The organism is Nonomuraea sp. NPDC049480, from assembly GCF_044465905.1.
Taxonomy (GTDB): Bacteria; Actinomycetota; Actinomycetes; order Streptosporangiales; family Streptosporangiaceae; genus Nonomuraea.
In genome coordinates, this window is sequence record NZ_JBITMD010000005.1 from 352,431 (window position 1) to 374,217 (window position 21,787).

The 21,787-nt window shown below is 70.6% G+C and carries 23 protein-coding genes and 1 riboswitch; of the genes, 15 read left to right on the forward strand and 8 right to left on the reverse strand.

All coding sequences use genetic code 11. The features are described 5' to 3' along the window. The first annotated feature begins 87 nt into the window (after positions 1-87). Positions 88-1,062 (forward strand): NlpC/P60 family protein, encoded by a 975-nt coding sequence (locus tag ACIBX3_RS17705; RefSeq protein WP_397118060.1) that lies wholly within the window; start codon positions 88-90, stop codon positions 1,060-1,062. 470 nt (positions 1,063-1,532) lie between these two features. Here the strand turns inward: ACIBX3_RS17705 and ACIBX3_RS17710 are convergent, their stop codons facing one another. Next, positions 1,533-2,459: a LysR family transcriptional regulator gene (locus ACIBX3_RS17710; protein WP_397118061.1), complete on the reverse strand. Its 927-nt coding sequence runs from the start codon at positions 2,457-2,459 to the stop codon at positions 1,533-1,535. A gap of 70 nt (positions 2,460-2,529) precedes the next feature. On the opposite strand from ACIBX3_RS17710, the gene ACIBX3_RS17715 reads away from it, so the two are divergent. The 5 genes from ACIBX3_RS17715 (at position 2,530) to ACIBX3_RS17735 (ending at position 7,645) form a co-directional block, all read left to right on the forward strand. Beyond that, positions 2,530-3,243, forward strand: coding sequence for a class I SAM-dependent methyltransferase (locus ACIBX3_RS17715; protein WP_397118063.1), 714 nt, complete (start codon positions 2,530-2,532; stop codon positions 3,241-3,243). 286 nt (positions 3,244-3,529) lie between these two features. After that, positions 3,530-3,690: riboswitch (cyclic di-AMP (ydaO/yuaA leader) on the forward strand. A gap of 73 nt (positions 3,691-3,763) precedes the next feature. Then, positions 3,764-4,273, forward strand: coding sequence for a C40 family peptidase (locus ACIBX3_RS17720; protein ID WP_397118065.1), 510 nt, complete (start codon positions 3,764-3,766; stop codon positions 4,271-4,273). Between the two features lie 78 nt (positions 4,274-4,351). Beyond that, positions 4,352-5,152 (forward strand): hypothetical protein, encoded by an 801-nt coding sequence (locus tag ACIBX3_RS17725; protein ID WP_397118067.1) that lies wholly within the window; start codon positions 4,352-4,354, stop codon positions 5,150-5,152. Positions 5,153-5,165: 13 nt separating this feature from the next. Continuing rightward, positions 5,166-6,542, forward strand: coding sequence for a M48 family metallopeptidase (locus ACIBX3_RS17730; protein ID WP_397118069.1), 1,377 nt, complete (start codon positions 5,166-5,168; stop codon positions 6,540-6,542). An 8-nt stretch (positions 6,543-6,550) separates the two neighbouring features. Continuing rightward, positions 6,551-7,645: a glycosyltransferase family 4 protein gene (locus tag ACIBX3_RS17735; protein WP_397118071.1), complete on the forward strand. Its 1,095-nt coding sequence runs from the start codon at positions 6,551-6,553 to the stop codon at positions 7,643-7,645. On the opposite strand, the gene ACIBX3_RS17740 is transcribed toward ACIBX3_RS17735, so the two are convergent. The 3 genes from ACIBX3_RS17740 to ACIBX3_RS17750 are packed head-to-tail and all read right to left on the reverse strand — an operon-like array spanning position 7,642 to position 10,717. Next, positions 7,642-8,559: a carbohydrate ABC transporter permease gene (locus ACIBX3_RS17740; RefSeq protein ID WP_397118073.1), complete on the reverse strand. Its 918-nt coding sequence runs from the start codon at positions 8,557-8,559 to the stop codon at positions 7,642-7,644. The genes ACIBX3_RS17735 and ACIBX3_RS17740 overlap by 4 nt on opposite strands. After that, positions 8,556-9,431 carry a carbohydrate ABC transporter permease gene (locus ACIBX3_RS17745; RefSeq protein ID WP_397118075.1) on the reverse strand — a complete coding sequence of 292 codons (876 nt, stop codon included), beginning with the start codon at positions 9,429-9,431 and terminating at the stop codon, positions 8,556-8,558. Before ACIBX3_RS17745 ends, ACIBX3_RS17740 begins: the two co-directional genes overlap by 4 nt. After that, positions 9,431-10,717 carry an ABC transporter substrate-binding protein gene (locus tag ACIBX3_RS17750; RefSeq protein WP_397118077.1) on the reverse strand — a complete coding sequence of 429 codons (1,287 nt, stop codon included), beginning with the start codon at positions 10,715-10,717 and terminating at the stop codon, positions 9,431-9,433. The genes ACIBX3_RS17745 and ACIBX3_RS17750 overlap by 1 nt, the downstream gene beginning before the upstream one ends. A gap of 184 nt (positions 10,718-10,901) precedes the next feature. Between ACIBX3_RS17750 and ACIBX3_RS17755 the strand changes: the two genes are divergently transcribed. Beyond that, positions 10,902-11,675 (forward strand): DeoR/GlpR family DNA-binding transcription regulator, encoded by a 774-nt coding sequence (locus ACIBX3_RS17755; RefSeq protein WP_397118396.1) that lies wholly within the window; start codon positions 10,902-10,904, stop codon positions 11,673-11,675. Between the two features lie 54 nt (positions 11,676-11,729). Here ACIBX3_RS17755 and ACIBX3_RS17760 read toward each other — a convergent pair whose 3' ends face one another. Next, positions 11,730-12,443: an aldo/keto reductase gene (locus ACIBX3_RS17760; protein ID WP_397118079.1), complete on the reverse strand. Its 714-nt coding sequence runs from the start codon at positions 12,441-12,443 to the stop codon at positions 11,730-11,732. Between ACIBX3_RS17760 and ACIBX3_RS17765 the strand changes: the two genes are divergently transcribed. After that, positions 12,427-12,729 carry a hypothetical protein gene (locus ACIBX3_RS17765; protein ID WP_397118081.1) on the forward strand — a complete coding sequence of 101 codons (303 nt, stop codon included), beginning with the start codon at positions 12,427-12,429 and terminating at the stop codon, positions 12,727-12,729. The two genes, ACIBX3_RS17760 and ACIBX3_RS17765, sit on opposite strands and share 17 nt — an antisense overlap. 41 nt (positions 12,730-12,770) lie before the next feature. Here the strand turns inward: ACIBX3_RS17765 and ACIBX3_RS17770 are convergent, their stop codons facing one another. Further along, complete coding sequence (locus ACIBX3_RS17770; protein ID WP_397118083.1) at positions 12,771-14,519, reverse strand: AMP-dependent synthetase/ligase; 1,749 nt, start codon at positions 14,517-14,519, stop codon at positions 12,771-12,773. Positions 14,520-14,727: 208 nt separating this feature from the next. Between ACIBX3_RS17770 and ACIBX3_RS17775 the strand changes: the two genes are divergently transcribed. The 7 genes from ACIBX3_RS17775 to ACIBX3_RS17805 are packed head-to-tail and all read left to right on the forward strand — an operon-like array spanning position 14,728 to position 20,417. Next, positions 14,728-15,495: a metallophosphoesterase gene (locus tag ACIBX3_RS17775; RefSeq protein ID WP_397118085.1), complete on the forward strand. Its 768-nt coding sequence runs from the start codon at positions 14,728-14,730 to the stop codon at positions 15,493-15,495. A 59-nt stretch (positions 15,496-15,554) separates the two neighbouring features. Beyond that, positions 15,555-15,992 (forward strand): SRPBCC family protein, encoded by a 438-nt coding sequence (locus ACIBX3_RS17780; RefSeq protein ID WP_397118087.1) that lies wholly within the window; start codon positions 15,555-15,557, stop codon positions 15,990-15,992. 1 nt (position 15,993) lies between these two features. After that, the gene (locus tag ACIBX3_RS17785) at positions 15,994-17,148 is read left to right on the forward strand and encodes an ArsA family ATPase (RefSeq protein ID WP_397118088.1); all 1,155 of its coding nucleotides are present in this window, start codon (positions 15,994-15,996) and stop codon (positions 17,146-17,148) included. A 37-nt stretch (positions 17,149-17,185) separates the two neighbouring features. Further along, positions 17,186-17,584, forward strand: a complete 399-nt coding sequence (locus tag ACIBX3_RS17790; protein ID WP_397118090.1) for a hypothetical protein — start codon at positions 17,186-17,188, stop codon at positions 17,582-17,584. Between the two features lie 14 nt (positions 17,585-17,598). After that, entirely contained in the window at positions 17,599-18,531 is a 933-nt protein-coding gene (locus tag ACIBX3_RS17795) for an ROK family glucokinase (protein WP_397118092.1), read from the forward strand. Positions 18,532-18,537: 6 nt separating this feature from the next. Continuing rightward, positions 18,538-19,233 carry an endonuclease/exonuclease/phosphatase family protein gene (locus ACIBX3_RS17800; RefSeq protein ID WP_397118094.1) on the forward strand — a complete coding sequence of 232 codons (696 nt, stop codon included), beginning with the start codon at positions 18,538-18,540 and terminating at the stop codon, positions 19,231-19,233. 38 nt (positions 19,234-19,271) lie between these two features. Then, positions 19,272-20,417, forward strand: a complete 1,146-nt coding sequence (locus tag ACIBX3_RS17805; RefSeq protein ID WP_397118096.1) for a hypothetical protein — start codon at positions 19,272-19,274, stop codon at positions 20,415-20,417. 3 nt (positions 20,418-20,420) lie between these two features. On the opposite strand, the gene ACIBX3_RS17810 is transcribed toward ACIBX3_RS17805, so the two are convergent. Both ACIBX3_RS17810 and ACIBX3_RS17815 read right to left on the reverse strand, forming a co-directional pair. Next, a complete protein-coding gene (locus tag ACIBX3_RS17810) occupies positions 20,421-20,882 on the reverse strand; it encodes a hypothetical protein (RefSeq protein ID WP_397118098.1) in 462 nt (153 codons plus the stop codon). Between the two features lie 46 nt (positions 20,883-20,928). Further along, a complete protein-coding gene (locus ACIBX3_RS17815; protein ID WP_397118100.1) occupies positions 20,929-21,687 on the reverse strand; it encodes an alpha/beta hydrolase in 759 nt (252 codons plus the stop codon). Between the last annotated feature and the right edge of the window lie 100 nt (positions 21,688-21,787).

The following is a 21,787-nucleotide window of genomic DNA, read 5'->3' on the forward strand; positions in this document are numbered from 1 at the left end:
TTGCTCAGTTTTGAGTGGTTGGGGTGAGACCTCACCCGCCGCTTCTGTACTATTTCGCCCCAGATGTTTTCCCTGGGAGGCGACGCAGTGAGGTTTGGCTGGGTACCGGTGGCCGCGGGAATCGCGTTCGGGCTGGTGGTGTCCCCCGCGGGAGCGGCCGTCGCTGATCCCAAGCCCACGATCAACCAGGCGAAGGCCAAGCTGGAAAAGCTCAACAACAAGGCCGACAAGGTCGTCGACCAGTACAACACGGCGACGGAGCGGTACAAGAAGGCCAAGACCACCTACGCCAAGCTGAACGACAGCTACAAGCGCAAGCTGGAGACGGTCGCCGAGCTGCGCTCCCAGGTGATCAACATGGCCGTCGACAACTACCGGCTCGGCGGCGACGTCACCTCCCTCCCCTCGATCGTCGGCGCGCACCACCCCGAGAACCTCCTGGCGCGGCTGGCGCTGGCGGGGCAGATCACGCAGGAGCGGGCCGAGAAGCTGGCCGCGTTCGACCGGGAGAACCGCGGGCTGAAGGGCGAGCGCGACAAGGCGCAGGAGGCGCTGGAGGCGGCGGACCGGGAACGGGACGGGGTGGAGAAGGAGCGCTCGGAGATCCTCAAGCTGATCGCCGAGCAGAAGAAGCTCCTGAAGAAACTGGGCGCCTACAACCCCGGGAACCCGAACAGCGTGGGGCTCAAGTACACGGGGCCGGCGTCGGGGAGCGGGGCGGCGGTGCTGCGGTTCGCGTTCTCGCAGGTCGGCAAGCCGTACGTGTACGGGGGGACGGGGCCGGGCGGCTGGGACTGCTCCGGCCTGACCCAGGCGGCCTGGCGGGCCGCGGGTGTGTCGCTGCCCCGTACGACGTGGCAGCAGTGGGCGTGGGGAGCCAACCGCAAGGTGGACATCAACGACCTGCAGCCCGGAGATCTGATCTTCAGCGAAGGGCTGGGGCACGTCAGCATCTATGCGGGCAACGGGCAGATCGTGCACGCCCCTCAGACTGGTGACGTCGTCAAGGTCGTCAAGCTCTCCGCGTACGGCCGCCGCCTCGTGGGCGCCATCCGCCCGTAGCCTCCCCCGGTTCGGCCGGTTGGGGCGGGGCCCTTCATGCCGGGTCGGCCTGGTTCCAGCGGGGCCGGGTTTCGGCCCGCCCGCAGCCCGGTTTCGGTTCCCATCACCCGCTCGTTCCCGACCCCGGCTCACCTTCGCCCGCCACACCTCTTCCGCGCGCACAACGACCCACCCCGAGCCGCACCCCGCAGGGCTGGGGGTGAGCGTCTTCGCGTGAGCATTTCATCGCGCCGGCCTGCCCGGCCCTGGCGCCGAGGAGCCGGTGGGGTGTGCGTTTGGGTGGAGCCGCCGGTATGGCGTGTCCCTCGGCGCCGGGCGGTGGTTGTGGCGGGCGTAGGCCTGTGGCCCCGAGCGCCGGGTGGGTGGCCGTCGTGCGCGTGTCGCGTGAATGACGGGCCTGCGCCCGCGCGTGTGCCGCCGTCCGCCGTGGCAACCACCTGACAGGGTCGGCGGCCGGGGCTCTGGACGCGCTACCGGGAGCGGCGGCGCGGCGGGACCCGGGCGGCGGTCGGTTCGGGGGTCGTGAGGGCGGCGAGGAAGGCGGAGACCGCTGGAGGGCGGTCTGTCGGGGGGAGGGCGGCGGCGAGGATGGTGCGGGAAGGGAGGGACGGGGACGGGCGGAGGAGGCGGATGTCGGGACGGGCGGCGGAGTAGCCGGCGATCGACGGGTACAGCATCACGCCCACACCGGCCGCCACCAGGCCTTGCCGGCCGTTCCAGTCGTCGCACACATGGCTGATCCGAGGCGTCCCTCCCAGGGCCGACGCCAACTGCGAGATGGGCCCCAGGCAGTCCGGGTGGGTGCCGTCGATCCACGGCTCCGCCGCCAGATCCCGGAGCCGCACCCGGCTCCCTTGGGCCAGCGGATGAGTGGCCGCCAGCGCGACCAGCAGCTCGTCCTCGTGCACCGGCGTCAGAACGACACCTGTCGCACCGGCCACGTCCCACGAGGTCAGCAAGGCGATGTCCGTATCGCCGTCCAGTACGGCCGCGCACGGGTCGTGCTCCCCGGACCGGACGGTGAGGGACAGCTCGACGCCCGGATGCCGGCCCGCGAACGACCGGAACCGCTCGGGCAGATAAGTGGTCGCGGCGCTCGGGAACGCCGACACCCTGACCCGGCCCGCCTCGGCCGTCGCGAAGGCCCGCATGCGTGTCTCGAACAGCCGCATTCCCCTGAGCACCTCGCCGGCCTGCTCCAGCGCCGCCCGCCCCGCGTCCGTCGGCCGGACCCCGCGCGGCAGCCGCTCGAACAGCCGCACCCCCGTCTGACGCTCCAGCGTGGCGATCTGCCGGGACACGGCGGGCTGCGTCATGGACAGTTCCTCGGCCGCGGCTGAGAACGAACCCAGCCTCCCGACCTCTGTCAGCACCTTCAGCGACCATAGATCAAGCATGCGTCGAGCTTATGGGTAACATGCCCAACCCGCAGTGGTGCGCATGGCTCGACGCCGTCATGCTCCATCTATGGACACGATGGACAACCACCAGGACACATGGCTGAGCGAGGTGCTCCCACAGGGGCCACGACGGGTGCTCGACGCCGGGTGCGGGCGCGGCGAGCTGGCCGCCGAGCTGATGAGACGGGGCCATGACGTCACCGCGATCGACATCTCTCAGGAGGCCGTCGAGGCGGCCCGGGCGGCCGGCGTCCCCGCGCTACGAGCCGACATCGCCTGCTATCCCGGCTACGACGATGGATCGTTGTTCGAGGTGATCGTCATGTCGCTCTCGTTGCATCACGTGCATCCGCTGGAGGCGGCGCTGGATCGAGTGTCCGCCCTGCTGGAAAAGGACGGGCTGCTGGTCGTGGACGAGTTCGCGTGGGACTGGGCCGACCGGGCCGCGGCCGTCTGGTTCTACGATACCGGATCGTTGCTGTCTGCCGCAGGCGTGGCGGACTTCCCGCCCGCCCTGGAGGGTCCCGGGGGCGACCCGGCCGAGCGGTGGCGCGCGGCGCACGTGGATCACACGCCGGCGGACGGCATGATCGCCGCCCTTGCCGAGCGGTTCGAGATCACGAGCTTGAGGCGAGAACCGTACTTGTGGCGATATATCGGCGGAAAGGTGACAAACGGCAGCATTGCGCTCCTCAATGACCTTTACCGCATCGAACGGGAACGGATCTCTGATGGAACGCTCCCATCGACGGGGTTCAGGGTGACGGCGCGCAAGGTGTGACAAAAGGGGCAATCGGGACCTTACAGAGGGGTGGTCCGGCAATTGTGAGCAGAGTCACATTTGCGTAACGGAACCTGGTGTTCCAGCAGGGGTTTCAAATCTGACAAGACCCCCTGTCTGATCTTTACAACCTGACTCGCCCTTTGCTGATTCTTGACGTTTCGGCGTAGCTTCTGGCCTCGCGGCGACAAGCCATGTCACCGCGAACCGACATCGGACCTCCGATGTGAGACAGATACAGATCCGCCGGTCGCCGCCGCGCATCCCCATTGAGAACACCTGAACAGGCGGCGGCCCGCCGAGTCCGTGCAGCCAGGAGGCACGGAGCCGGGGAACCAACGATCCCGTTCCCCCGGGATCAGGGGTGAATCGGCGCTCAACGCGCCGTAGGGCTACTTCCAGGCCCGAATCCGTCAGCTAACCCGGTAGGCATTCGTGGAAGTCCCAAGGAGACATCCTGTCTACCTCTCTGCACAACCCCCGCCTGTCCCGCCTTGCCCTGAGTGGTGTAGCGCTCACGATGACCGTGGCGGCCGGAGGTCTGATCCTCCATGCCCCAACGGCTGAGGCGGCAACGACGAGCGATTCGGCCAGGACCACCACGGCGAAGGCGGCCTCCACCGCCAAGTCCGCGAAGTCTGCCAAGGCCCTCAGGATCGCTCGGCAGCAATCGAAGGCCCGCAAGGCCGTGGCCGTGGCCAAGAGTCAAGTCGGTGACCCGTACCGTTACGGCGCCGAAGGTCCCGGCTCGTTCGACTGCTCCGGTCTGACCCAGTACTCCTGGAAGAAGGCCGGGGTGACGCTCCCTCGCGTGGCGGCCAGCCAGTTCGCCCGCATCAGGAACAAGGTCTCCTGGAGGAATCTCCAGCCAGGCGACCTGCTGTTCTTCAGAGGGCTCGGCCATGTGGGCATGTATGTCGGCAAGGGCAAGATGGTGCACTCGCCGAGTAGCGGCAAACGGGTGCAAGTCGTCAAGCTGAGCGGATGGCGCAAGTCGTCGTTCGTCGGCGCGGTCCGTCCCGGCATGTGACACTGCCCCGCCCGAGGAATCGGGCGGGGCGGTCCCATTTCCGGGGTCCTCCGGCGCGGCGGACTACGATCGGGCATCGTGTCCCAGCAGGTGAGCCGACGAGCCGTGGTGGCCGCTCTCCTGCTCCTCGTCCCCGCCAGCGCCCCCATCCCCGGATTTCCCCCTGAAGCGCGCGATCTGTGGCGCGAGGAAGCCGTCGTGGCCCGCGGAACGCGGTCCGTGGTCGTCGGCCGCCGGGCCTCCCCCGCCCTCGGCGACCTGGCGCGCCGCGCCGACACCGCCGGGCGCCGGGTCTCGGACGTCCTCCGCGTCCCCGTGCGACCGCTCGTCGTCGTCCCCGAGTCCGCCCGCGAGGCCGCCCGCCTGGCAGGGGTGGAACGGCTCGACGGGCTGGCCGCGGTGGCCGGCCGCGGCCGCGTGATCGTCGTCCCCGAGGTCTTCGCCCGGCTCAACTCCACGGGGAAGGACGTCGTGCTCGCGCACGAGCTCACCCACGTCGTGGCGGGCACCGACGGCCTGCCCATCTGGCTGTACGAGGGCTTCGCCGACTACGTCGGCTACCGGGACGCCGGCCTCCCCCTGCGGACCGCCGCCGCCGAACTGGCCGAAGAGGTGCACGCCGGGCGGCTCCCGAGCGAATTGCCCGGACCTGCGGCCTTCGCGGCGGACGGCCGGGACCCCGTACGGCTCGCACGGGCGTACCAGGAGGCCTGGCTGGCGTGTCGCTTCCTCGCTGACCGCTTCGGTGAGGAGACGCTGGTGAGGCTCTACCGTGATGCCCAGGCGGCCGGCGTCGATCGGGCGCTCGCCTCGCTGGGGCTCTCCGTGGGCACGCTGACGGCACGGTGGCGCGCGTACGTGCGAGACCAGCTCGCGTAAAAGGGGGAGGCGCATGAGCGAACGACAGGAAATCCGCAAGCCCGGGCCCGCGGCCGGGGATCCGGGCTCGAGCGACCCCGCCGGGGATCCGGACTCGAGCGACCCGGCCGAGGGCGGAGACGTGGCCCCAGGGGACGGCGCGAACGCCGGCGAGAGCCGGTTGCGGCGGCAGGCCGCGATCGTGCTCCTGGTGCTGGGGGCCGTGATCCTGGCCGTGGCCGCCTTCAGCACCCCGTGGCGGGTGATCGCCACCGGACCGCCGGACCCGGCCCGCGACTTCAGCGCCGCCGAGATCGCCAGGTCCCAGGCGTTCGACGCGGCCACCACCCTCCCGAGCTACCTCTCTCTGGCCCTCACGCTCATCATCGCGGGCCTCCTGGCGGCCACCCCGATCGGCGCCGAGGCGGTGGGATGGCTCAAGGGCCCCCGGTGGGTGCGGATGATCCTGGGCGTCCTCGTCATCACCGCGCTCACCGAGCTGATCCGGTGGCCGATCGGCATGTGGTTCGAGATGATCCTGCGCGACTACGGCCTGTCCACCCAGGACTGGGCGGCCTGGGCCGGCGACCGGCTCAAGGGCACGGGTGTGGAGGTGGTCCTGCTCTCCCTGATGCTGTTCGCGCTCGTCGCGCTGGCCCGCCGGGTCAAGCGCTGGTGGATCCCGGCCGCCGCGGGGGCGTTCACGCTGACGGTGGTGGCGTCGTTCGTGTATCCGGTGGTGTTCGAGCCGCTGTTCAACGACTTCACGTCCATGCCGCAGGGACCGCTGCGGACGAGCCTGCTGGCCATGGCCGAGCGGGACGGCGTGCCGGTCGAGGACGTGCTGGTCGCCGACGCCTCGCGCCGTACGACCGCGCTCAACGCGTACGTGTCCGGCTTCGGCGCCACGCGCCGCATCGTCGTCTACGACAACCTGCTCAAGGCCCCGCGGCCCGAGGTCGAGCTGGTGGTGGCGCACGAGCTGGGCCACGCGAAATACGACGACGTGCTCTACGGCACGCTCATCGGCGGTCTCGGCGCCGGTCTCGGCGCGGTCCTGCTGTTCCTGCTGTCCGGCCCGGTACGCCGCCGCGCCGGTGTCACCTCGATCGCCGACCCCCGCGCGGTCGGCGCGCTCATCGGCCTGATGGGCCTGGGATCGTTCCTCATGGGACCGGCCCAGAACCTGATCAGCCGCCACATCGAGGCCAGGGCCGACGTGCACGCGCTGGAGCTCACCAGGGACCCGGCCACGTTCGTGGCGATGCAGAAACGCCTGGCAGTTACCAATATTTCCGACTTGTCGCCGGATGCGGTGGAATATGTGCTCTATGCCTCCCATCCCTCCAGCCCCGAGCGCATCGCCCTGGCCCGCTCGTGGGCGAAGCTGAACGGCGTACCAGTGCCGTGACAGGTGCCGTGACCAACGTGGTCGTCGTCACGAACGACTTCCCGCCCAGGCCCGGCGGCATCCAGTCGTTCGTGCACGGGCTCGCGCTGCGCACGCCGGGCGTGGCCGTCTACGCCCCCGACTGGCCGGGCTGCGAGGAGTTCGACCGGCACCAGCCGTACCGGGTGGTGCGGCACCCGACGCGCCTCATCCTGCCCACCCCGGCCGTCGCGCGCCGGGTGGCCCGGCTGGTGGCCGAGCACCGGGCGGACACCGTCGTGTTCGGGGCGGCGGCCCCGCTCGGCCTGCTCGCGCCGCGACTGCGCAGGGCGGGCGCGCGGAGGGTGGTGATGCTCACCCACGGCCACGAGGCGTCGTGGGCGAGCGCGCCGGGCTTCCGCGCCGTGCTGCGCCGGATCGGCGAGCACGCCGACGTGGTGACGTACCTGGGCGAGTACACCCGCCGGCGGCTGTCCGCCGCCATCCCGCCGGCCAAGCTCGTCCGCCTCGCGCCCGGCGTGGACACCGGCCTGTTCCGGCCCGGCGCGCCCAAGGCCGCGCTGGGCGTGGCGGGCCGGCCGGTCGTGGTCTGCGTGTCGCGGCTGGTGCCGCGCAAAGGCCAGGACCGGCTCATCAGGGCCTGGCCGCGCGTGCTGCGGGCAGTGCCCGACGCCGTGCTGCTGCTGGTGGGCGGGGGACCGTACCGGCGGACGCTGGAACGGCTGGCGGCCGGGCACGAGTCGATCAGGTTCACCGGCACGGTGCCGGCCGCCGCCCTGCCCGGCTACTACGCGGCCGCGGACGTGTTCGCGATGCCGTGCCGTACCCGGTGGGGCGGGGTGGACGTGGAGGGGCTCGGGATCGTGTTCCTGGAGGCGTCCGCGACGGGGCTGCCGGTGGTGGCCGGGGCGTCCGGCGGCGCGCCCGACGCCGTCAAGCAGGGCGAGACCGGGATCGTCGTGGACGGCGAGGACCAGGCGGAGATCGCGCAGGCGATCGTCGAGCTGCTGAGCGACCCGGCGAAGGCCCGCAAGATGGGCGTGAACGGGCGCCACTGGATCGCGGGGGAGTGGGCGTGGGAGCAGGTCGCGGCCCGCTTCCACACCCTTCTGGCGGTCCCCTAGCCTTTCGTCGCCCCCAGCGTGAGCCCGGCGACGAACTGCTTGTGCAGCAGCTGGAACACGATCAGCGTCGGCAGCGCCACCAGCACCGACCCGGCCGCCAGCAGGTTGTAGTCGGTGAAGAACTGGCCGCGCAGGTTGTTCAGCGCCGAGGTGACGGGCAGCTTGTCGCCCGACGACATCAGCACCAGCGCCCACAGGAAGTCGTTGTACATCCAGGTGAACTGCAACGTGGACAGCGCCGCCAGCACCGGACGGCACAGCGGCAGCGTCAGCCGCCAGTAACGTTTCCACACCCCGGCCCCGTCCACCAGCGCCGCCTCGCTGATCTCCTTGGGGATCGTGCTCATGAAGTTCGCCATGACGAACACGCAGAAGCCGAACTGGAACGCCACGTGGATGAGGATCAGCCCCAGGTAGGAGTCGTAGAGCGACTGCGAGTCCGACAGCCACGCGGGCAGCGGGATCAGCGTGTAGAGCGTGTAGAGCGGTGTGATGAGCACCTGCGGCGGCAGCAGGTTGCCCGCCGTGAACACGATCAGCAGCGCCTTGCGCCCCGGGATGCGCAGCCGCGCGATCGCGAAGGCTGTGAACGATGCCATGAACAACGTGATCAGCACGCCGGGGACCACGATGATCAGCGTGTTGAGGTAGTAGCGGGGCAGCTCGGCCTGGCTCCACGCCTGCCCGTAGTAGTCGAGCGTGAGGTGCTCGGGCAGCGAGAAGTAGCCCAGGCGGGCGGTCTCGTCGTACGGCCGCAGCGACGCGTACACCGCCAGCGCGAGCGGCAGCAGCCACCCCAGCGCCACCAGCGCCAGGAAGCAGTGCAGCAGGATCCGCAGCGGCCGCATCCGCCGCCGCGACGGCGCCTGCCGCGTCTGCGCCGGGGGAGCGGAGGCGGGCGCGGTCAGTGTCATCGCTCCTCCCCCCTGAACATCTGCGTCAGGTACGTGACGATGAACGCCAGCGAGATCGCCAGCAGGATCACCGCGATCGCCGAGCCGAACCCGATCCGGCTGGCCTCGCCCACGATGTTCTCGGTCACCAGCACCGACAGCAGCTCGAGCCCGTTTCTGCCCTTGTTGATGGCGTAGACGATGTCGAACGCCCGCAGCGCCTCGATCACGGTGATGACCAGCACGACCACGTTGACCGGCCGCAGCGTCGGGAACACCACGCGGAAGAACGCCTGCCGCTCGGTGGCGCCGTCGATGGCCGCCGCCTCCTTCAGCGCCGGATCGACCGCCTTCAGCCCGGCCAAATAGATGATCATGACGTACCCGACGTGCCGCCAGGCGGCCGCGAGCATGACGACCCAGATGTTGATCGAGCTGTCGCCGAGCCAGTCCACGGTCAGCCCGGTGACCGCGTTCAGCACGCCGTAGTCGGAGGAGTAGACGAGCTGCGCGATGAAGCCGACGACGGCCAGCGACAGCACGACCGGCATGTAGAGCGCGCTCTGGTAGAACCGCGACATCCGCAGCCGCCGGTCCAGCAGCACTGCGCAGAACAGCCCGAACGGCGTCGCCACCAGCCCGAGGAAGCCCAGCCACAGCACGTTGTTGCGGACGGCCGACCAGAACGGCGGGTATTCGGCGGCCAGGTCGTGGTAGTTCTGGCCGCCGATCCACTCGATCGGCCCGATGCCGCTCCAGTCGGTGCCGGACAGCCCGGCGGAGGCCAGCGTGGGCCCCCAGATGAGGCCCACGTTGACGATGACGGCCACCCCCAGCCCGATGACCAGGATGGTCACGTCGCGGGCGGAGTAGCGACGGGTCTTGGCGGCCATCAGCGGAAGATGTTGGCCTTCTGCTTCTCGATGCTCGTCAGCAAGGAGTCGATCTCGTTCGGCTTGCTCACGAACGACTGCAGCGACGGGATCATCACGGTGGAGGCGAAGTCCGGCCGCGTGTCGCGGTCGAGGAACTGCGCGATGTGCGTGGCCTTCGACACCAGCTCGGCGCCGCGCTTCTGCAGGGCGCTGTAGCCGGAGGTGTCGGCCTTGGAGCTGGCGGCGAGGGTGCCCGGGTCCAGCTTGGTGGCGATGTTCTGCGAGGAGGCCTGGGCGAGGTGCTTGAGCAGCGCCTTGGCGCCGTCCACGTTCTTGGCCTTGGCGGAGATCATGTAGCCGTCGATGGGGGCGTCGATCGAGTCGGTGCCGTACGCAGGGTTGATCTCCGGGAACGTGAAGAAGTCGAGGTCGTCCCGGTCGGCCTCCGGGAACTGCTGGGCGACGAACATGCCCAGCAGGTACATCCCCGTCTTCTTCTGCGCCAGCGACTGCCCGGCCTCCTGCCAGGTGCGGCCCAGCGCCGCGGGCTGGTGGTACTCCATCAGCCCCCGCCAGGTGTCGAACACCTGCCTGACCTTCGGGTCGGTCCACGACTGCTTGCCCTGCATGAGGGAGACGTGGAAGTCGTAGCCGTTCATCCGCATGTTGAGGATGTCGAACGTGCCCATCGCCGGCCAGCCGTCCTTGTCGGCGAACGCGATCGGGATGATCCCGTCGGCCTTCATCTTCTTGGCCAGCGCGGTGAACTCGTCCAGCGTCGCGGGCGGCTCGTACCCCTTCTCCTGCCAGAGGCTCTTGCGGTAGAAGACCGCCCACGGATAGTACGTGGACGGCACGAAATACTGCTTGCCGTCGATGCCCGTCGACTGGTCCTTGAACGCCTGCGTGTAGTCGCCGCCGATCTCCCGCCACACGTCCGAGATCTCGATGGCGAGCCCCTGCTCGGCGAAGAACTGCATGCGGTAGCCCGCGAACCAGGTGAACACGTCCTCCGGCGTGCCCCTCAGGTAGCGGTTGATGTTCTCCTGGAACGTGTTGTGATCCACCGTGTTGATCTTGACCGTGGCCTGGGTGAAAGCCTTGACCTGGGTTTCCAGGGACTTCTTGGGGATCTCGTCGGAGGCGTTGGAACCGAGGGTGATCGTGCCGAGGTTGCCTGAGGCGGTGCCGCCGGGGGCGGCGGAGGGGGCGTCGGATCCGCATCCGACGAGCGCGGCCGGGACGCCGAGGGCGGCGGCTCCGAACAGTAAATTGCGGCGGGATATCGGCAGTCGATGGTCCATGGTGGGTTCCTCCTAGCCGGACCCTTCAGATTCCCCCGAGTTCACTCATCTTCATTCATCGAAAAGCCAACATTTCGCACTGTCAACGCCCGGATTCATGACGAATCAGCCACAGTCGCGACGCCGCGATCGTGTCATGATGCGATCGGGAAGGTGTCGGAACCTGTTGGGAATTGGTGATGCGATGCTCGCCCCGCAACGTCAGCAGGCGATCCTTGACCTCGTCAGGCAGAACGGCGGCGTACGGGTGATCGAGCTGGTGCGGGCGTTCGGCGTCTCCGACATCACCATCCGGCGCGACCTGGAGCTCCTGGCCGAGCGCGGTCTGCTGTTCAAGGTGCACGGCGGCGCCACCGTTGTCGGATCTGGCGCCGGATCGACCGACGAGCCGGGCTTCGCCGTGAAGGCCGTACGCCAGGAGGAGGAGAAGCGGGCCATCGCCCGCCACGCCGCCGCCCTGGTCCGCCCCGGCACCGCCGTGGCGCTGTCCGCGGGCACCACCACATGGACGCTCGCGCACCGCCTGGCCGCCGTCCCCGCCCTGACCGTCGTGACGAACTCGGTACGCGTCGCCGACGTCTTCCAGCGCTCCGGCCGCGCCGACCACACGGTGATCCTCACCGGCGGCGTCCGCACCCCCTCCGACGCCTTGGTGGGGCCGGTCGCGGTGTCGTCGATCCGCCAGCTCAACGTGGACCAGTTGTTCCTCGGCGTGCACGGCATGACCGCCAGGGCCGGTTTCACCACTCCGAACATGATGGAGGCCGAGACCGACCGCGCGCTCGTGGAGGCCGCGGTCCGCCTCGTCGTGCTCGCCGACCACACCAAGTGGGGCATGGTCGGCATCAGCACCATCGCCAGGCTCGGCGAGGCCGACGTGCTCATCACGGACGCCGGGCTGCCGCCCCCCGCCAGGGAGGCGCTGGCCGAGCACGTCGGCGAGCTCGTCATCGCCTAGCCCCGCGCTCACGCCTCCAGGCCGGCGGCTACCGTGACACCGACGGAGCGGCGATCAACCGGCGGCGGACATGACGAGAGCGGCGGCCGACAGGCGGTCGTACTGGTCGTCGGTCAGCTTGATCGACAACGCGGCCGTGTTCTCCTCCAGATGGGCGATCGAGGAGGTGCCCGGGATCGGGATCACCGTGGGGGAGCGGCGCAGCAGCCAGGCCGGCGACGCCTGCGCCGGCGTGACGCCGATCTCGGCCGCCACCTCCGCCAGCGGGCTGCCGGGACCCGCGTGCGTGCCCGCCGCGATCGGGAAGAACGGCAGGAACGCGATCCCGTGCTCGGCGGCGTGGTCCACGACGGCCTCGTGCCCGCGCGTGGCCAGGTTGTACATGTTCTGCACGGTCGCGATCGGGGTGATCTCCGCCGCCTGGCGCAGTTCGTCCACGCCCACCTCGGACAGGCCGACGTGGCGTACCTTGCCCTCGTCCTTGAGCTGCTTGAGCGCCCCGGTCTGGTCGGCGAGCGGGTAGGCGGGGTCGATCCTGTGCAGCTGCAGCAGATCGATCCGGTCCACGCGCAGCCGCCGCAGGGCCGGCTCGGCCTGCTGGCGCAGGTAGGCAGGGTGTCCCAGGGGCACCCATTCGGCAGGGGACGGGCGTGCCACGCCGACCTTGGTGGCCACCGTCACGTTGTCCGCGTACGGGTGCAGGGCCTCCGCGATCAGCTCCTCGTTGGCTCCCAGCGCGTAGGCGTCGGCCGTGTCGATCAGATTCACGCCCAGCTCCACGGCCCTGCGCAGGAGCGCGATCGCGCCGGCTCCGGTCGTGGTGCGGCGCATCCGCACGCTGCTGGCCGCCGGGCTGCCGACGAGGATCATCAAGGACGTGCTGCCGTGCGTGTCCGGCTCCGGCGACGCCCTCGACGTCTGCACCCTCGGCCACCTGCGCGATCGGCTCACGGGCCTGGACGAGCAGCTCACCGGGCTTCAGGCGGCCAGGGACGCCCTCGCCGCCATCCTGGCGGCCACGGAACGGTCCGCCGTCGTCGCCGGCGCGGCCTGACCCTGAGACGGTCGTGCCGCGCCGTTGCGACGGGCGGCGGTCTAGCGGCCGCCGTACAGCTCGTCGATCTCCTTGGCGAAGTCGCGCAGCACCACCCCGCGCTTGACCTTCAGCGTGGGCGTCAGGTGCCCGCTGTCCTCCGTGATGTCCGCGTCCAGGATCGTGAACTTCTTGATCTGCTCCGCCTTGGACACCGACAGGTTCGCCCGGTCCACCGCCGTCTGGATCTCCGCCAGCACCTTCGGGTCCGACCGCAGCTCGCTCACCGGCGACCCGGCCGGGAGGGCCTCCGGGTCCAGGGTGATCAGGGCGGCCACGAACGGGCGGCCGTCGCCGACGATCATGGCCTGGGAGATCAGCGGATGGGCGCGAAGCGCGTCCTCCAGCGGCCCCGGCGCGACGTTCTTGCCCGCCGCCGTGACCAGGATCTCCTTCTTGCGGCCGGTGATCCGCAGATAGCCGTCGGCGTCCAGCTCGCCCACGTCGCCGGTGTGGAACCAGCCGTCGGAGTCGATCACCTCGGCCGTGGCCTCGTCGTTCTTCCAGTAGCCGGCGAAGACGTTCCTGCCCTTGGCGAGGATCTCGCCGTCGTCGGCGATGCCCAGCGTGACGCCCGGCAGCGGCTTGCCCACGGTGCCGATCTTGTTGGCGCCCGGCATGTTGACCGAGCACGGCGCGGAGGTCTCGGTCAGGCCGTAGCCCTCGAAGACCTCGATGCCGACGCCCCTGAAGAAGTGGCCGAGCCGCTCGCCCAGCGCTCCGCCGCCGGACACCGCCGCCGAGAGCCGCCCGCCGGTGGCGGCGCGCAGCTTGGAGTAGACGAGCTTGTCGAAGACGGCCCGCTGCAGCCGCAGGCCCAGCGGCGCGCCGCCGGAGCTCTCCGCGCGGCTCCAGGACTCGGCCACGTCCACGGCGCGGGCGAAGATCTTGCCCTTGCCGCCCGCGATGGCCTTCTGCTCGGCCCCGTTGTAGACCTTCTCGAACACGCGCGGCACGCCCAGCAGGAACGTCGGCTTGAAGTCCTGCAGGTCCGGGGCGACGTTCTTCATGTTCGGCGTGTGCGCGATGACCGCGCCCGCCTCGATCAGCACCACCTGGATCATCCGCGCGAAGATGTGCGCGAGCGGCAGGAACAGCAGCGCCGCCGGGTCCTTGGTGGCGAACAGCGGCTCCAGCGGCCCCCGTAGCACGTTGAGCGCGGTGAACAGCAGGTTGTCGTGCGTGATGCGGCAGCCCTTGGGGCGTCCCGTGGTGCCGGAGGTGTAGACGATCGTGGCCAGGTCGGCGCCGCCGACCGGCTCGCGCCGCCGGTCCACCTCGGAGTCCGCGACGTCGCCGGTCTCCAGCGCGCCGTCGACCCGCCAGACGGCCTTCAGCCCGGGCGACGCCTCGCGCACGGTCTCCTCGTGCGTGTCCAGCTCGACGAACACCGCCTTGGCGTCGCTGTCGGACAGGATCCACCTGACCTGCTCCACCGACGAGGTCTCGTAGATCGGCACGGTGACCGCCCCGATGGACCAGATCGCGTAGTCGACCAGCGTCCACTCGTATCGGGTGCGCGACATGAGCGCCACCTTGTCGCCGTGCTCCACGCCCGCCGCGATCAGCCCCTTGGCCATCTCGACGACCTGGTCGCGGAACTCGGACGCGGTGACCACCGGCCACCCGCCGTCGCTCTTGCGGCGCATGACGACGGCGCCGGGCTCCTGCTCGGCCCGTCTGAAGACCGTGTCGGCCAGGCTCGCCGAGGCAGGCACGTCGACCAGGACCGGGACGGTGTACTCGCGCACGAATCAGCTCCTCTTCGGGGACGCCTGGACGTTACCGCCTAAAGTTACGCGTTGGTAGCTTCGTCTGAGGCTACCGACAAGAAACCTTCTGAGACCGCCGCCCTGCTCCTGTGCCGCGTCCGGACCGTAGCGGCAGTCCATCAAGCAGGTTTCTCATCGGATGAAGGGCATTTATCACGCTAGCAGCCACTGCACCTAGGATCCCCTCATGAGGGTCCATGTTGTCAGTGACGTGCACGGCAGGGCCGACGCCCTGGCCGTGGCGGGTGAGGGCGCGGACGCGCTGATCTGCCTGGGCGACCTGATCCTCTTCATCGACTACGACGACCACGCGCAGGGCATCTTCGCCGACCTGTTCGGGGCGGAGAAGGCCGCCGAGTTCATCGCGCTGCGCACGGCCAAACGGTTCGACGAGGCCAGGGCGATGTCCGCGGCGCTGTGGGCGACCCTCGACGGGGACCCGCGCGAGCACATCGAGCGCAACGTCCGCGCCCAGTACGCGACCCTCTTCGCCGCCATGCCGACCCCGGCCTACTTGACGTACGGCAACGTGGACATCCCGCGCCTGTGGCCCGACTACCTGCGCCCCGGACACCGGGTGCTCGACGGCGAGACCGCGGAGATCGGCGGCCTGCGGTTCGGGTTCGTGGGCGGGGGTCTCAGGACCCCCTACCGCACGCCGTACGAGATCAGCGACGAGGAGTACGCCGCCAGGGTCGAGGCGGTCGGCGAGGTGGACGTGCTGTGCTGCCACATCCCGCCCGCCGTGCCCGAGCTGCTCTACGACGTCGTGGCCCGGCGGTTCGAGCGCGGCAGCGAGGCCACGCTGGAGGCGATCAGGCGGACGCAGCCGCGCTACGCCTTGTTCGGCCACGTGCACAACCCGCTGCACGGCCGCGCCCGCGTCGGACGCACCGAATGCGTGAACGTGGGCCATTTCCGCGGCAGGGGCGTTCCCTTCGTCCTCGAGTGGTGAACCGGCCGCCGCATCCCCTGGTCCACCGCAAGCGGCGGATTGTGCACTACGGTGGTCGCATGGCTGATCGCACCACTTCGAGCACCACCATCGACGCCGGTCGCGCCGATGTCATGGCGGTCATCGCGGACTTCCCCGCCTACCCGGACTGGGCGGGATCGATCAAGAGCGCGGAGGTCCTCAGCACCGGCGAGGACGGCAGACCGCGGACCGTGCGCTTCATGCTCGACGCTGCCATGATCAGCGACACCTACACCCTGAGCTACACCTGGCAGGGCGACGACGCCGTCAGCTGGCAGGTGGCCGAGCCGGGGAAGATGGTCTCCGACCTCAGAGGGAGTTACCGGCTCGCCGACCGGGGCAGTGGCACCGACGTGACGTACGAGCTCACCGTCGATCTGAGCGTGCCCATGATCGGCATGATCAAGCGCAAGGCGGAGAAGGTGATCGTGGACACCGCGCTCAAGGGGCTCAAGAAGCGCGTCGAAGGCCGCTGAGTTGAGCCCGCGAGTCCTGCTCTTCACCGGCAAGGGCGGCGTCGGCAAGACCACCGCCGCCGCCGCGACCGCCACGCTCGCCGCCGCCCGCGGGCTCAAGACGCTCATCGTCTCCACCGACACCGCGCACTCGCTGGCGGACGCGCTCGCCGTCGAGCCCGGCGAGGTCGCTCCCGGCCTGCACCTGCACCAGGTCGACACGCAGAAGTCGCTGGAGCGGCACTGGGGCGAGCTGCAGGAATACGCCAGGGGCGTACTGACCGAGCTGGGCCTCGACGAGATCACCTCCGAGGAGATCACGGTGCTGCCGGGCGCCGAGGAGGTCATCGCCCTGCTGGAGCTGCGCGAGCACGCCCGCGAGGGCCGCTGGGACGTGATCGTCGTCGACTGCGCGCCCACCGCCGAGACGCTGCGCCTGCTGGCCCTGCCCGAGGCCCTCGACTGGCACGTCAGCAGGCTCATGCCGGTCGGCCGCAAGCTCGTGCGCCTCGTCTCGCCGTTCGTGCGCGGCCTCGCGGGCGTCAGCGCGCCCGGCGAGGACGTCATGAACGCGGGTGAGCGCTTCCACCGCGGCCTGATGGAGGTGCGCGAGCTGCTCACCGGCGACCACGCCTCCGTGCGGCTCGTGCTCACCCCGGAGTCGGTGGTGCTGGCCGAGGCCCGGCGCACCCTCACCTCGCTCAACCTGTACGGCTACCGCGTCGACGCCGTGATCGCCAACCGGGTCTTCCCGGCGGACGGCGCCGACGAGTGGCGCGCCCAGTGGGTGGCGGCGCAGTCGCGACTGCTGGCCGAGGCGGAGCAGTCGTTCGCGCCGCTGCCCATCCACGTCGTCCCCTACCTGCCCGCCGAGCCCGTCGGCAAGAAGGCGCTGGCCGAGGTGGGCGCCGGGCTCTACGGAGACAGCGATCCGTTCGCGCCTCCCGCCGTCGAGCCGCCGCTGCGGATGAGCGCGGACGAGCTGGCCCTCGCCCTGCCGGGGGCCGACCGCGACGACGTGGACCTGGCCCGCAAGGGCGACGAGCTGATCGTCACCGCGGGACCGTACCGGAGGATCCTGGCGCTGCCCGTGGCCCTGGCGCGCAGGAGGATCAGTGGAGCGGCGCTCCGGGACGGCGTGCTGCGGGTAGCGTTCAGCTCGGGGGACGAGTCCTGACCCCGGAGGAGCGACCCCATACGTCAGGGAGGGCCAGATGACCGAGAGCAACAACAGAGATCCGATCGGGACCGTCGCCGACGAGGCGCGCAAGCTGTTCGATTCGATCCAGGGACGCGCCACGCGCCAGGTCGGCAAGACCGTGTTCAACTCGTTCACCGGCGGCGGCCGCCGGGAGCGGGACGTGTGGGAAGAGGCCGTCTCCGAGTCCCACGACGAGTACATCTGCCGGGCCTGCCCGCTCTGCCGGGCGATGGCGGCGCGGCGCGAGTCGGGCTCCGACGTGACCGGGCACCTGATGGCCGCGGGCGGCGAGCTGTTCGCCGCCGTCCGCGAGGCGTTGGACACGCTGAGCAAGCCCGCCCCGAGCACGCAGCAGCGGACGCGCGACAATCGTGACCGCCACGACAACGTGGAACACATAGATCTGGGATAGGGAGAACGAAGGGCATGCTCACGATCGGTGTCGACATCGGCGGGACCAAGGTCGCCGCGGGTGTGGTCGACGACCAGGGGAAGATCGTCGCCGACACGCTGCGGCCCACCGCCGCCGACCGCCCCGACGTGGTGGCCGAGACGGTGGCCGACGTCGTTCGCGAGCTGTCCGCCGGCAGGGCCATCGAGGCCGTCGGGGTGGGCGCGGCCGGATTCATCGACGAGACCCGGTCCATGGTGCGCTTCGCCCCCAACCTCGCCTGGCGTGATGAGCCGCTGCAGAAGAAGATCAGCGGCCTCGTCGGCCTGCCGGTCGTCATCGAGAACGACGCCAACGCCATGGCCTGGGGCGAGACCAGGTTCGGCGCCGGGCGCGGCCAGTCCCACGTGGTCTGCATCACGCTGGGCACCGGCATCGGCGGCGGCCTCGTCTTCGACGGCACGCTCTACCGCGGCCGCTGGGGAGCGGGCGCGGAGTTCGGCCACATGCAGGTCCAGCCCGGCGGGCGGCCGTGCGGCTGCGGCAACATCGGCTGCTGGGAGCAGTACGCCAGCGGCCAGGGCCTCGTCAAGGAGGCCAGGGAGCTGGCCGCGGCCCGGCCGGAGCAGGCGGAGATCCTGCTCGGCCTCGCCGGAGGCAAGATCGAGGGCGAGGAGGTCACCGAGGCCGCGCGGCTGGGCGACGAGGTCTCACTGGCCGCCTTCGCCTCCTTCGCCGACTGGCTCGGCCAGGGCATGGCCGACCTGGCGGCCGTGCTGGACCCCGGCTGCTTCATCGTCGGAGGCGGCGTGTCAAGGGCCGCCGACCTGTTCATCGACCGTGCCCGCGAGGCCTACGCCGAGCGGATCACCGGACACGGGCACCGGCCGCTCGCCGAGATCCGGCTGGCCGAGCTGGGCGCCTCGGCAGGGGTGGTGGGCGCGGCCGACCTGGCCAGGCTGCGCTAGGACCGCGTGACGATCAGGGTCGGCACCTACAACCTGCACGGGCTGCGCGACAGCGTGCCCGCGCTGACCGGGGTCATCGCCGCCATGCGCGCCGACGTGCTGTGCGTGCAGGAGGCGCCCAGGTTCTACCGCTGGCGGGCCAGGCGCCGCGCGCTGGCCGCCGCGGCAGGGATGCGGCTGGCCACCCCGGGCAGGCTGGGCGGCGTGGCCGTGCTCGCCGGCCCCCGCGTGCGCGTCCTGCGGGCCGAGAGCCACGCGCTGCGGGTCTTCCTCGGGCTGGAGCTGCGCGGGCTCGCGGTCGCCGTCGTGGAGGCCGAGGGGGCGCGGCTGGCCGTCGGCTCGCTCCATCTCGACCTCAACGACCCGGCCAGAGTGCACCACGCGGCCGAGGCGGTGGCGCTGATGGAGCGCGCGGCCGCCCCGTACGGCGCGGCGATCGTGCTCGGCGGCGACGTCAACGAGCAGCCGCACCAGCCGGCCTGGCGCTACCTGGCCGGGCGGCTGGCCGACTGCTACGCGGTGGCGCCGAAGGGGGACGGGCTGACCTTCCCCGCCGAGCGGCCCGCCGTACGCATCGACGGGGTGTTCGCCGCGCGCGACACGCGTGTCGTGTCGTGCGGGGGAGTGGACGCCGGAATCGCCGATCTGGCAGGGGCCAGCGACCATCTTCCCGTCGTCGCGGAGTTGCGAGTTGGGCACTAACGGGCAAGAAGGGCCGGTCAGCCCGTAGCATTTGCACCATGACCCGTCGCTCTCAGCGGCGTGCGCTCTCCTTGTTCTTGGCGGCGTTCCTGTCGACGTCGGCGGCCTTGCCGCAGGTCGCGCCCGCCGCGCATGCCGATCCTCGCCGCCCCCCCACGATAGAGGCGTGGCAGCAGTCGACCAGCGTGCGCCTCCAGGCCGACGGCTCGCTCTCCGACGTGCTCGCGATCTCCTCCGCCGACGTGTGGGCGGTCGGCCAGCAGGAGATCTGGGACGTGTGGAAGAACCGCGGCACGATCCGCCACTGGAACGGTGCCCGATGGTCCGAGGTCGCCATCCGCGACGCCACGGCGGCCGGCAACCTGCGCAGCCTGGCCGCCGCCGCGCCGTCCGAGGTGTGGGCGGTGGGCGACGGGCACGACGGGCTGCCGTACATCGCGCACGGCGACGTGACCGGGTTCGACCGGGTCAGGCCGCAGGTGCTGCGGACCGGCGACCAGGTGCTGCGGGCCGGCGACTGGCTCGGCGGCGTCGACGCCAAGCCGGGCAAGGTCGTGGCGGTCGGCAGCCGCGACAAGCAGGGGCTCATCCTCACCGGCCAGGGCAACACCTGGAACGTGCAGCAGATCAAGGAGAAGGGCGCGCTGTACGCGGTGGCGGGCGGGTTCGCCGTCGGTGACACCGGCACCGAGCCGCTGGTCGTCCACTACTCCGGCGGCACGTGGAAGTCCATGCCGCTGCCCTCCATCCCCGGCGGCTACCTGCGCGACATCCAGGCCGACAGCGCCAAGCGGGCGGTGGCGGTCGGCGGCGTCTACCGCGGTCCGGGCGACATCTCCCCGCTCATGCTGACCTGGAACGGCAAGCGCTGGAAGGAGCAGCGCCTGCCAGACTCCGACGCCCGGCTCTACGGCGTCACCGGCGACGGCAAGGGCCGCTTCTGGATGGCCGGCTACGACCCGGAGCGAGCGGCCGAGCCGTTCATGGTGCGCTGCGAGAAGGGCGACTGCGAGATCATCCGCGGCGGCGGGAAGAGCAACCGGAGCAGCGTCCGCCTGCAGGCCGTGGCCTACCTCGCGGGCAAGAGCGCGGTCTGGGCCGTCGGGCACGCGGTCGACACCGCCGACCGCTACACCGACGTCGTGGAGTCCTTCGCCCCCAGGACCACCGAGGCCAAGTCCTGAGCCCTACAGAACCGCCCCGTCGTCCCATCCGGAGTCGTTGGGCGGGCCTTCGCCCATGCGCACCACCAGCGCCACGAACCCGCCGATGAACGCCGCCACCGCGGTGAACAGCGCCCACCCCTCCATGTGCCAGTTCGCCATCGCGGCGACCAGAAGGTACGCGGGCCCGCCGAACAGCGCCACCCAGGCCAGCTTGGTCGCCAGGTCCAGCTTGGGCAGCGGGGGAGGAGGAGGGGGCACGTAGTGCCCCTCTTCCCCCTCCTCCTCGCCGTCGTCGTGCTTGTCCTCGGGGTCGTCGAGGTCCTCCTCGAGCTCCTCCGACGGCTTGACCACCCGCCGGGTGGGCTCGGCTGGGACGTTCTCGCTGTCCGGCCATGGCTGGTCGGCCGAGTCGCGCTCGGCCGTGTCGTTGAAGGACGCGACGATCTGCCGCCAGACCTCGTCCTCGTCACTCTGGGGCGTCACCTAGATGGGCCTCTCCACAGCGATCGCGACTTCCCCCTGGGTGCGATCAGTCCCTCTGCAAGGGTACCGAGGCATGTGTCCGGATGAAGTCGAGGCTACCGGCAAAGATCCTGTCGGCATCGTTGTCGAGCGTCGCAACATGGTAGCTATCGGTAAGCTCCTCGATCGTGGCCTGCGGGACCTTCTGGCGAATGATCGCCACACTCGTCGGCTTCACCACGTGGTCGTCCACGCTGTGGAAGACCAGCAGCGGCTGCGTCAGCTTCGCCAGGTCGGCCTGCACCAGCGCCCACAGCCCGGGCAGCGACGCGGCCGCCTTCACCGGGGTGCGGGAATACGCCAGCTCGGTCACGCCGGGCTTCTTGACGTCGTTGGCGACGCCGGGCACGGACGGCACGAACCACTTCAGCAGCGGAGCGAGCTTCAGCAGCGGCACGTCGTTGGCGATCGACGGGTTGACCAGCACGGCGCCCCTGATCGCCGGGCCGTGCACCTCGGCCAGCCGCAGCGCCAGGCAGCCGCCCAGCGACAGCCCCGCCACGAACACCTCCGCGCAGCGGCCCCGGAGGTCCTCGAACGCCTTCTCCACCTCGGCGTACCAGTCCTCCCACCGCGTCCGGTTCATCTCCTGCCACCGGGTGCCGTGCCCCGGCTGGCGGGGCAGCGAGACGCTCACCCCCCGCGCGGCCAGGAACTCCCCCCACGGCCGTAACGACTGAGGCGTGCCGGTGAACCCGTGGCACAACAGCACGCCGATCTGGCCTCCGTCGTGGTGGTAGGGCTCCGCGCCTGGCATGAGCGGCATAACAGCTCCTCCATGCTGTTTCATTCCAGCGATTTCCTCTGGAACGGCCCGATCGTCGCACGTTCGGGGGGGATTGTGCGAGAGCTGGTGTAGGAGCACG

Coding starts and splice junctions, on each gene's coding strand:
- ACIBX3_RS17795 (WP_397118092.1), top strand. CDS start 17,599: ATGCTCACGATCGGTGTCGACATCGGCGGGACCAAGGTCGCCGCGGGT.
- ACIBX3_RS17815 (WP_397118100.1), bottom strand. CDS start 21,687: ATGCCGCTCATGCCAGGCGCGGAGCCCTACCACCACGACGGAGGCCAG.
- ACIBX3_RS17755 (WP_397118396.1), top strand. CDS start 10,902: ATGCTCGCCCCGCAACGTCAGCAGGCGATCCTTGACCTCGTCAGGCAG.
- ACIBX3_RS17790 (WP_397118090.1), top strand. CDS start 17,186: ATGACCGAGAGCAACAACAGAGATCCGATCGGGACCGTCGCCGACGAG.
- ACIBX3_RS17805 (WP_397118096.1), top strand. CDS start 19,272: ATGACCCGTCGCTCTCAGCGGCGTGCGCTCTCCTTGTTCTTGGCGGCG.
- ACIBX3_RS17780 (WP_397118087.1), top strand. CDS start 15,555: ATGGCTGATCGCACCACTTCGAGCACCACCATCGACGCCGGTCGCGCC.
- ACIBX3_RS17745 (WP_397118075.1), bottom strand. CDS start 9,431: ATGGCCGCCAAGACCCGTCGCTACTCCGCCCGCGACGTGACCATCCTG.
- ACIBX3_RS17715 (WP_397118063.1), top strand. CDS start 2,530: ATGGACACGATGGACAACCACCAGGACACATGGCTGAGCGAGGTGCTC.
- ACIBX3_RS17710 (WP_397118061.1), bottom strand. CDS start 2,459: ATGCTTGATCTATGGTCGCTGAAGGTGCTGACAGAGGTCGGGAGGCTG.
- ACIBX3_RS17740 (WP_397118073.1), bottom strand. CDS start 8,559: ATGACACTGACCGCGCCCGCCTCCGCTCCCCCGGCGCAGACGCGGCAG.
- ACIBX3_RS17720 (WP_397118065.1), top strand. CDS start 3,764: ATGACCGTGGCGGCCGGAGGTCTGATCCTCCATGCCCCAACGGCTGAG.
- ACIBX3_RS17750 (WP_397118077.1), bottom strand. CDS start 10,717: ATGGACCATCGACTGCCGATATCCCGCCGCAATTTACTGTTCGGAGCC.
- ACIBX3_RS17775 (WP_397118085.1), top strand. CDS start 14,728: ATGAGGGTCCATGTTGTCAGTGACGTGCACGGCAGGGCCGACGCCCTG.
- ACIBX3_RS17730 (WP_397118069.1), top strand. CDS start 5,166: ATGAGCGAACGACAGGAAATCCGCAAGCCCGGGCCCGCGGCCGGGGAT.